Raw genomic sequence first — 7,953 nt, 5'->3', positions numbered from 1 at the left:
GGGCCGGTGTTCCGGTTGCAGGTGCCGGCCACGCCCGACCCGTACGACGAGTCGGCCGGCGGCTCGTGGCGTCGGGCGGTGCTGGCGCTGCTGCCGCCGGTGGCGGCGGGGGACGCGGCCGGCCGGCCGGTCGAGGCGGGACGGGAGTGAGGGATCAGCCGGCGAGAGCCGCGAGGGGGTCGTCGAGAACGGGCTGCCAGGCGAGCTCGGCGGCCCCGACCAGGCTGTTGTGGCCGAGGACGCAGGGGGTGATGGGGATGTCGCCGCTGCGGCCCCAGAGGCTGTGGTCGCCGACGACGGCGCCGAGCCGGTCGGGGTCGGCGGCGAGGAGGGTGCCGTGCAGGCCGCCGAGGATGATGCGGTCGGGGTTGAGGATGTTGACGAGGGCGGCGAGACCGAGGCCGAGCCGGTCGATGACGGTGCCGGCGGCGGCGCGGACGGCGGGGTCGTGCGGGTAGCGGCCGGTGACCAGGTCGCGGGCCTGGTCGAGGAGGGAACCCTGCGGTCCCGGCCGGCTGCCGGCGGCCTCCAGCAGGGCCAGGGGGTCGGTCTCGACGTCCAGGCAGCCCCGGCTGCCGCAGTGGCAGGGCCGCCCCTGGGGGTCGACGGTGAGGTGGCCGACCTCGAGGGCCAGGCCGGCGCTGCCGGTGTGCAGCCGGCCGTCCACGACGAGCGCGCCGCCGACGCCGCGGTGGCCGGTGGCGACGCACAGCAGGTGGTCGGCGCCGCGGCCGGCACCGTGCCGGTGCTCGGCGAGGGCGGCGAGGTTGACGTCGTTGCCGCAGTGGCCGGCGGCGTGGATGCCGGCCGCGGCGAGGCAGTCGTTGAAGATGTCGCGGACGGGGGCGCCGGCCGGCCAGTCGAGGTGGAGCGGGTTGAGCGCGGTGCCGTCGGGTTCGGCGACGGCCGAGGGGACGGCGAGCCCGGCGCCCACGCAGCGGCGGCCGGTCTCGGCGAGCAGCCGGGCACCGGCCCGCACGACGTCGCCGATGACCTCGGCCGGGTCGGCGGCGACGGCGACGCAGGCCGGCGCGGTGGCGACGATGCGGCCGCCGAGGCCGACGAGGGCGGCGCGGAAGCCGTCGGCGTGGACCTGGGCGGCGAGGGCCACGGGGCCTTCGTCGGCGATGGCGAGCCGGTGGGACGGGCGGCCCTGGCCGCCTGCCACGGCGCCGGGGCGGGCGTCGACGGTGATCAGGCCGAGGCTCTGGAGCTCGGCGGCGACGGCGCCGGCGGTCGCGCGGGTCACGCCGAGCTCGGTGGTGAGAACGGCACGGGTGGGGGCGCGCCCGGTGTGGACGAGTTCCAGCGCCGGGCCGAGGACGTTCCGGCCCCTCTCGAGCCTGGTACGAGGGTGGGTCACGCCCCTATTCTTGCTTTGTGCCTCCGATAAACAAACTCAGGGCCGCGTTGACCCCGGGCGCGCGACGGAGGGCGGTCCCCCGCGTCGCCGCGGAACCGGGGCTCCGTCAACTCCGGACTGCCCTCACGGTCTTCTTCGCCCTGGACGGTTTCGTGTTCGCCGGCTGGGTGGTGCGCATCCCGGCGGTGAAGGAGCAGACCGGGGCGTCGTCGAGCGCGCTCGGCCTCGCGCTGCTCGGCGTCTCGGTCGGGGCGGTGCTCACCATGACGCTGACCGGGCGACTGTGTCAACGGTTCGGCGCGCGCCCGGTGGCGGTGACCGCCGCCCTGGTGTTGGCGGCGAGCGTGGCGCTGCCGCCGCACACCGCGTCGCCGCTGACGCTCGGCCTGGTGCTGCTGGTGTTCGGCGCGGCCTTCGGGGCGATGAACGTCTCGGTCAACAGTGTCGCGGTGGATCTGGTGGCGGCGCTGGGTCGGCCGGTGATGCCGAGCTTCCACGCGGCGTACAGCCTGGGCGGCATGCTGGGCGCGGGGGTCGGGGGCCTGGCCGCCGGGCAGTTGAGCGCGGCGCGGCATCTGGGGGCGCTCGCGGTGTTCGGGGTCGCGGTCGCCGCGATCGCGGCACGGTCGCTGCTGGTGGCGCCGATGCCGCCTCGCCCCGAGCCGGACGGCGCGGCGGCCACCGAGGGCGGCGCGCGGCCGGCCGGGACGCGCTGGCTGGTGCTGGTGCTCGGCCTGATCGCGCTGTGCACCGCGTACGGGGAGGGGGCGCTCGCGGACTGGAGCGCGCTGCACCTGCAGGAGTCGTTGGGGGCCGGCGCGGGGGTCGCGGCGGCCGGCTACTCGGTGTTCGCGCTGGCCATGACGGTGGGCCGGCTGACGGGTTCGGCGCTGCTCGAACGGCTGGGCCAGACGCGGGCGTTGGTGGCGGGCGGCGTGACGGCCGCGCTCGGGATGCTGCTCGGCACGCTCGGGCCGACGGTGTGGGTGGTGTTGCTGGGCTTCGTGATCGCCGGGCTCGGCCTGGCGAACATCTTCCCGGTGGCCATCGGCCGGGCCGGGGAACTGGCGGGTGCGCAGGGGGTGGCCGCCGCCTCGACGTTGGGCTACGGCGGGTTCCTGCTCGGGCCGGTGGCGATCGGCTTCCTCGCCGACTGGTTCTCGTTGGCGGTCGCCATGACGACGGTGGCGCTGCTCGCGGCGGTGGCCGCGGCGACGGCGTACGCGACGCGGCGGTCGTTCCGACCGGGCTGACGCGGCCCCGCCGGGGTGACCGGAACACCTTATTACCGGCGGGTAACTCTCGTGGTAGCTTCGCCCGCATGGCACGTTCTCTCAGCCCGAGGACCCTGCGTCGCCTGATGCGGTTCTGGCCCCCCTACCGGTCCGCCGGGATCCGGGTGCTCGACATCGCGGACGACTGGAGCGGCGCGCGGGTCGTGCTGCGGCTCGGGCGGCTGAACCGGAACTACTTCGGGACCCAGTTCGGCGGCTCGCTCTACTCGATGTGCGATCCGTTCTGGGCCCTGTTGGTGCTGCACCGGCTCGGTCCCGGCTACGTGGTGTGGGACAAGGCGGCGGAGATCGAGTACGTCTCCCCCGGCCGCGGCCACGTCTATGTCGAGTTCGAGCTGACCGAGGACCGGGTCGAGGAGATCAGGGCGGCCACGGCCGACGGCGGCAAGGCGCTGCCGTGGTTCGACTGCGTGGTCACCGCCGCCGAGGGCACGGTGGTGGCGCGGGTGCGGAAGCAGCTGTACGTGCGGCGCAAGCCGGCCGCTCAGCCCAGCCAGCCCGGCCGCACCAGCCCCGACTCGTAGGCCATCACCACGAGTTGGGCCCGGTCGCGGGCGCCGAGCTTCACCATCGCGCGGCTGACGTGGGTCTTGGCGGTGAGCGGCGAGAGGACCAGCCGCCTGGCGATCTCGTCGTTGGACAGGCCGAGGCCCACCAGCGCCATCACCTCCCGTTCCCGGTCGGTCAGTTCGGCCAGGCGCGCGGTCCCGGCCGGCACCCTGGAGCGGGCGGCGAACTCGGCGATCAGCCGGCGGGTGGCGCCGGGCGACAGCAGCGCGTCGCCGGCCACCACGGCCCGCACGGCGCGCAGCAGTTCGTCCGGCTCGGTGTCCTTCACCAGGAAGCCGGAGGCCCCGGAGCGGATCGCCTCGAAGACGTACTCGTCCAGCTCGAACGTCGTGAGCATCACGACCCGCACCTCGCCCAGGTCGGGGTCCTCGGTGATCAGCCGGGTGGCGGCGAGCCCGTCGAGCGCCGGCATCCGGATGTCCATCAACACCAGGTCGGGTCGGTGGGCGCGGCTGAGCTCGACGGCCGCCGCCCCGTCGGCCGCCTCGGCCACCACCGCGACGTCGGGCTGGGCGTCGAGCAGGGCCCGGAAGCCGGCCCTGACCAGCATCTGGTCGTCGGCGAGCAGGATCCGGATCACGTCGTCTCCCTGATCTCGGTCGCGGTCGCGGTCTCGGTCTCGGCCGCCGCCGGTCGGTCCGGCACGACGTGGGGCAGCCGCGCGACGACGCGGAAGCCGCCGCCGGGCACCGGCCCGGCCGTGACGGTGCCGCCGAGGGCGGCGGCGCGCTCCCGCATGCCGAGCAGCCCTCTGCCTCCACCGCCGGCGCCGCCGGAACCGGTGGCCGGGCCGTCGTCTTCGACCCGGAGTTCGAGCAGCTCGGGGGCGTAGCGCAGCCGCACCCGGGCGGCGCGCGAGCCGGAGTGGCGGACGATGTTGGTCAACGCCTCCTGGACGATGCGGAAGGCGGCGAGGTCGGCGCCGGGCGGCAGCGGCACCGGGGGACCCTCGGTGCTGGTCTCGACGCGCAGCCCGGCGTGGGCCGCCTGCTCGGCGAGATCCGGGAGTCGGTCGAGCCCGGGGGCCGGCGTGCGCGGGGCAGCGCCGGGCGCGCGCAGGGTGTCGAGCACCTGGCGCACCTCGCCGAGCGCCTCGCGGCTCGCGGACCTGATGGTGGTGAGCGCGGTGCGTGCCTGCTCCGGGTCGGAGTCCAGCAGGGCCAGGCCCATCCCGGCCTGGACGTTGATCACGGAGATGCTGTGCGCGAGGACGTCGTGCAGTTCCCTGGCGATGCGCAGCCGCTCCTCGTCGGCGCGCCGCCGCTCGGCCGCCGCCCGCTCCGCGCGCTCGGCGGCCCGCTGCTCACGGCGGGTGCGCACCACCTCGGAGACCGCGAGCACGGCCACCATCCACGCCGCCATGGCCGCCGCCGCGCCCCAGTTCACCGGCCCCTCGGCGGTCAGCACCAGCCCGACCCACAGCAGCGCCATCGCGCCGACGGCCACCCGCCGGTGCCCGGCGATCACGGCGTGGCCGGTGGCGACGGCGACGCTGAGGAAGACCGGACCGTACGGGTAGCCGAGCGCCAGGTAGGCGAGGGTGACCGCGGCGGCGCCGAGGACGGCGAGCCTGGGCAGCGCGCGGCGGGCGAACAGCAGCAGCGGGCCGAGGCCCAGCAGGAACAGCCCGACGGCGTCCAGTGCGGCGCGGTCGGGCTGGCCGTGGGCGGCGACGCCGGAGCCGACCAGCTGGATCACGAGCACGGCCGCGCTGGACGGCCAGGGCGGGCGGGCGCCGCGCGCCGCGCCCCCCGGGGTGTCGCGCGGTGCCGCGGAACGGGGTGTCACGCGTCCACGCTAGCTCCGTGGCCCCGAAAGCGGCGTCCGCCCGGAGTCGGCTCCCCGCCTACTCCACGGGGAGTATCCGCGTCGGCCTCAGGCGTCGGAGCGGCCGGGCGCGCCGGGCTCCTCCGACGCCCCGGACGCCCCGGGCTCGTCGTGCTGCCCCGCCCGCTCGCCTCGGTCGAGGGCGGCGAGGGTGCGGCGGGCGACGGGGTGGGTGCGGACGATGCTGGCCAGGGTGGTGGAGCCGCGGGTTATCTGGGCGAACGCGGTCCAGGCCGGCCGGAACCCGATCAGCGCGGTGTGCACCAGGCGGGGCCGGTGGGCGAAGACGGACAGCAGCCGGCGGCCGATCCCCATCTCGGCGCCGAGGCCGCTCTTGATGGCGAAGGTGTAGTTGAGCGCCTGCCGGCGGGCGTCCACCGCGTCGTTGGCCTCGGCGATCCGCACCGCCCACTGACCGGCCAGCCGGCCGGAGCGCAGCGCGAACGAGATGCCCTCCCTCGTCCAGGGCTCGATCAGCCCGGCGGCGTCGCCGCAGACCAGCACCCGCCCGCGGGAGAGCGGCGAGTCGTCGGTGCGGCAGCGGGTGAGGTGCCCCGAGGAGACGCTGGGCTCGAAGCCGGAGAGGCCGAGCCTGGCCACGAGGTCCTCCAGGTAGCGCTTGGTGGCCGCGCCCTCGCCGCGGGCCGAGATGACGCCCACGGTCAGGGTGTCGCCCTTGGGGAACACCCAGCCGTAGGAGCCGGGCAGCGGGCCCCAGTCGATCAGCACCCGGCCCGCCCAGTCGCCGGCCACCTCGGGCGGCACGGGGATCTCGGACTCCAGGCCCAGGTCGACCTGGTCGAGGCGCACCCCGACGTGCGCCCCTATCCGGCTGGCGCTGCCGTCCGCGCCGACCACCGCCCTGGCCAGCAGCGTCTCCCCGCCGGCCAGCACGACGGCCACGGTGCGCCGGTCCGGCACGGCGGGGCCGTGCTGCTCGACCCGGGTGACGGCGGCGCCGGTGCGGAGCTCGGCCCCGGCCTTGACCGCGGCCTCCACCAGGCGCTGGTCGAACTCGGGACGGTTGACCAGGCCGAAGAGCATCCGCTTGGAGCGACGGGTGCGCGTCAGGCGGCCGTTGAGCGAGAACGTGACGGCGTGCACCCGGTCACGCAGCGGGAGTTCGAAGCCGGGCGGCAGCGCGTCCCGAGTGGGACCGATGATGCCGCCGCCGCAGGTCTTGTAGCGGGGCAACTCCGCCTTCTCGAGCAGCAGCACCCGCCGGCCGGTCTCCGCCGCGGCCCTGGCCGCGGAGGCCCCGCCGGGGCCCGCGCCCACCACGACGACGTCCCAAACCCTCCGGTTCCCGGCTTCGTTCTCGCTGCTCACGATGTGTTGTAGCTCCCCGTCGCGTACGTCTTCTGACCACCGAACGGCATCCTACGATCACCCGTGCGCCGACCTGGGCTGTGGGATGATCGGCGACACCCCCCGACACCGCGCACCCGACGCCCGCGGCTGTCCACGCCGCCCTCACGATGGAGCCTCTCATGGAGCACAGCCCGCAGCACGCCGCGTTCGCCGGGACCGTCGCCGCCCTGATGCCGCGGGCCAGGGCGGAGCTCGCCGAGCTGGTGGCGTTCCGCTCCGTGGCGGACGCCGAGCAGTTCCCGCCCCGCGAGTGCGCCGCCGCGGCGGAGTGGATAGCGCGGGCGCTGATGGCCGAGGGCTTCGAGGACGTACGGCTGCTGGAGACGCCGGACGGCTCGGTGGCGGTGTACGGGGAGTCGGCCGGACCCGAGGGCGCGCCGACCGTGCTGCTGTACGCGCACTACGACGTGCAGCCGCCGCTCGACGAGGCGGCCTGGACCTCGCCGCCCTTCGAGCTGACCGAGCGGGACGGCCGTTGGTACGGGCGGGGCGCGGCGGACTGCAAGGGCGGGGTGTTGATGCACCTGCTGGCGCTGCGCGCGCTGCGGGCCAACGGCGGGGTCCCGGTCAAAATCAAGGTGATCGTGGAGGGTTCGGAGGAGCAGGGCACCGGCGGCCTCGAGCGCTACGCCGAGCAGCACCCCGACCTGCTGGCGGCCGACGCCGTCGTGATCGGCGACACCGGCAACTTCCGGGCCGGGCAGCCGACCGTCACGGCGATCCTGCGCGGCATGGCCATGGTGCGGATCCAGGTGGACACCCTGGCGGGCAACCTGCACTCGGGGGCCTTCGGCGGGGCCGCGCCCGACGCGCTCGCCGCGCTGATCCGGGTGCTCGACTCGCTACGGGCGGCGGACGGCTCCACGGTGGTCGACGGGCTGGCCGGGGACGGCCGTTGGGCCGGGACCGACTACCCGGAGGAGACGTTCCGCGCGGACGCCGGGGTGTTGGACGGAGTGGAGCTGATCGGCTCGGGTTCGGTGGCCGACCGGCTGTGGGCGCGGCCGGCCGTCACGGTGCTCGGCATCGACTGCCCGCCGGTGGTGGGCGCCACCCCGGCCGTGCAGGCCAGCGCCCGGGCGCTGGTGAGCCTGCGGGTGCCGCCGGGCGTGGACGCGTCGGCCGCGAGCGAGTTGTTGGGCGCGCACCTGGAGGCCAGGGCGCCGTGGGGCGCCCGGGTCACGGTGCGGCCGACCGGCGAGGGGCAGGCGTTCCGCGCGGACACCGCGAGCCCGGCGTACGCGTCGATGGCCTCCGCCATGCGCGAGGCGTACGACGGGGTGGAGATGGCGGTGGTGGGCCAGGGCGGCTCGATCCCGCTGACCAGCACGCTGGCCGGGCTCTATCCGAAGGCCGAGATCCTGCTGATCGGGCTGAGCGAGCCCGCGGCCCGGATCCACGCGGTGGACGAGAGCGTCTCCCCCGACGAGTTGGAGCGGATGTCGGTGACGGAGGCGCTGTTCCTGGCCCGCTACGCGTCGGCCGCCCAGGGCTGAGCGCGGGCGGTCGACGGGCGGGGAGGTCGGG

General features: G+C 76.0%; 7 protein-coding genes. 3 read left to right on the top strand and 4 right to left on the bottom strand.

The features are described from left to right. Nucleotides 1-154: 154 nt before the first annotated feature. Entirely contained in the window at nt 155-1,363 is a 1,209-nt protein-coding gene (locus E1283_RS27310) for an ROK family protein (protein WP_132820828.1), read from the bottom strand. A gap of 17 nt (nt 1,364-1,380) precedes the next feature. Between E1283_RS27310 and E1283_RS27305 the strand changes: the two genes are divergently transcribed. Both E1283_RS27305 and E1283_RS27300 read left to right on the top strand, forming a co-directional pair. Next, nucleotides 1,381-2,616, top strand: a complete 1,236-nt coding sequence (locus E1283_RS27305) for an MFS transporter (RefSeq protein WP_132820827.1) — start codon at nt 1,381-1,383, stop codon at nt 2,614-2,616. A 68-nt stretch (nt 2,617-2,684) separates the two neighbouring features. Continuing rightward, nucleotides 2,685-3,182: a DUF4442 domain-containing protein gene (locus E1283_RS27300; protein WP_132820826.1), complete on the top strand. Its 498-nt coding sequence runs from the start codon at nt 2,685-2,687 to the stop codon at nt 3,180-3,182. On the opposite strand, the gene E1283_RS27295 is transcribed toward E1283_RS27300, so the two are convergent. The 3 genes from E1283_RS27295 to E1283_RS27285 all read right to left on the bottom strand — a co-directional run bounded on the left by E1283_RS27295 (nt 3,143) and on the right by E1283_RS27285 (nt 6,384). Next, nucleotides 3,143-3,808, bottom strand: a complete 666-nt coding sequence (locus tag E1283_RS27295; RefSeq protein ID WP_132820825.1) for a response regulator — start codon at nt 3,806-3,808, stop codon at nt 3,143-3,145. The genes E1283_RS27300 and E1283_RS27295 overlap by 40 nt on opposite strands. Next, nucleotides 3,805-5,016 (bottom strand): sensor histidine kinase, encoded by a 1,212-nt coding sequence (locus E1283_RS27290; protein ID WP_132820824.1) that lies wholly within the window; start codon nt 5,014-5,016, stop codon nt 3,805-3,807. Before E1283_RS27290 ends, E1283_RS27295 begins: the two co-directional genes overlap by 4 nt. 87 nt (nt 5,017-5,103) lie before the next feature. Further along, on the bottom strand, nt 5,104-6,384 hold the full coding sequence (locus E1283_RS27285; RefSeq protein ID WP_132820823.1) for a geranylgeranyl reductase family protein: 1,281 nt from the start codon (nt 6,382-6,384) through the stop codon (nt 5,104-5,106). Between the two features lie 161 nt (nt 6,385-6,545). On the opposite strand from E1283_RS27285, the gene E1283_RS27280 reads away from it, so the two are divergent. Beyond that, nucleotides 6,546-7,922: a dipeptidase gene (locus E1283_RS27280; RefSeq protein WP_207930542.1), complete on the top strand. Its 1,377-nt coding sequence runs from the start codon at nt 6,546-6,548 to the stop codon at nt 7,920-7,922. Nucleotides 7,923-7,953: the final 31 nt, after the last annotated feature.

This window comes from Streptomyces hainanensis, from assembly GCF_004348415.1.
Taxonomy (GTDB): domain Bacteria; phylum Actinomycetota; class Actinomycetes; order Streptomycetales; family Streptomycetaceae; genus Streptomyces; species Streptomyces hainanensis.
The sequence above is the reverse complement of the archived record's forward strand: the minus strand, read 5'-3'. Positions and strand labels throughout refer to the sequence as shown.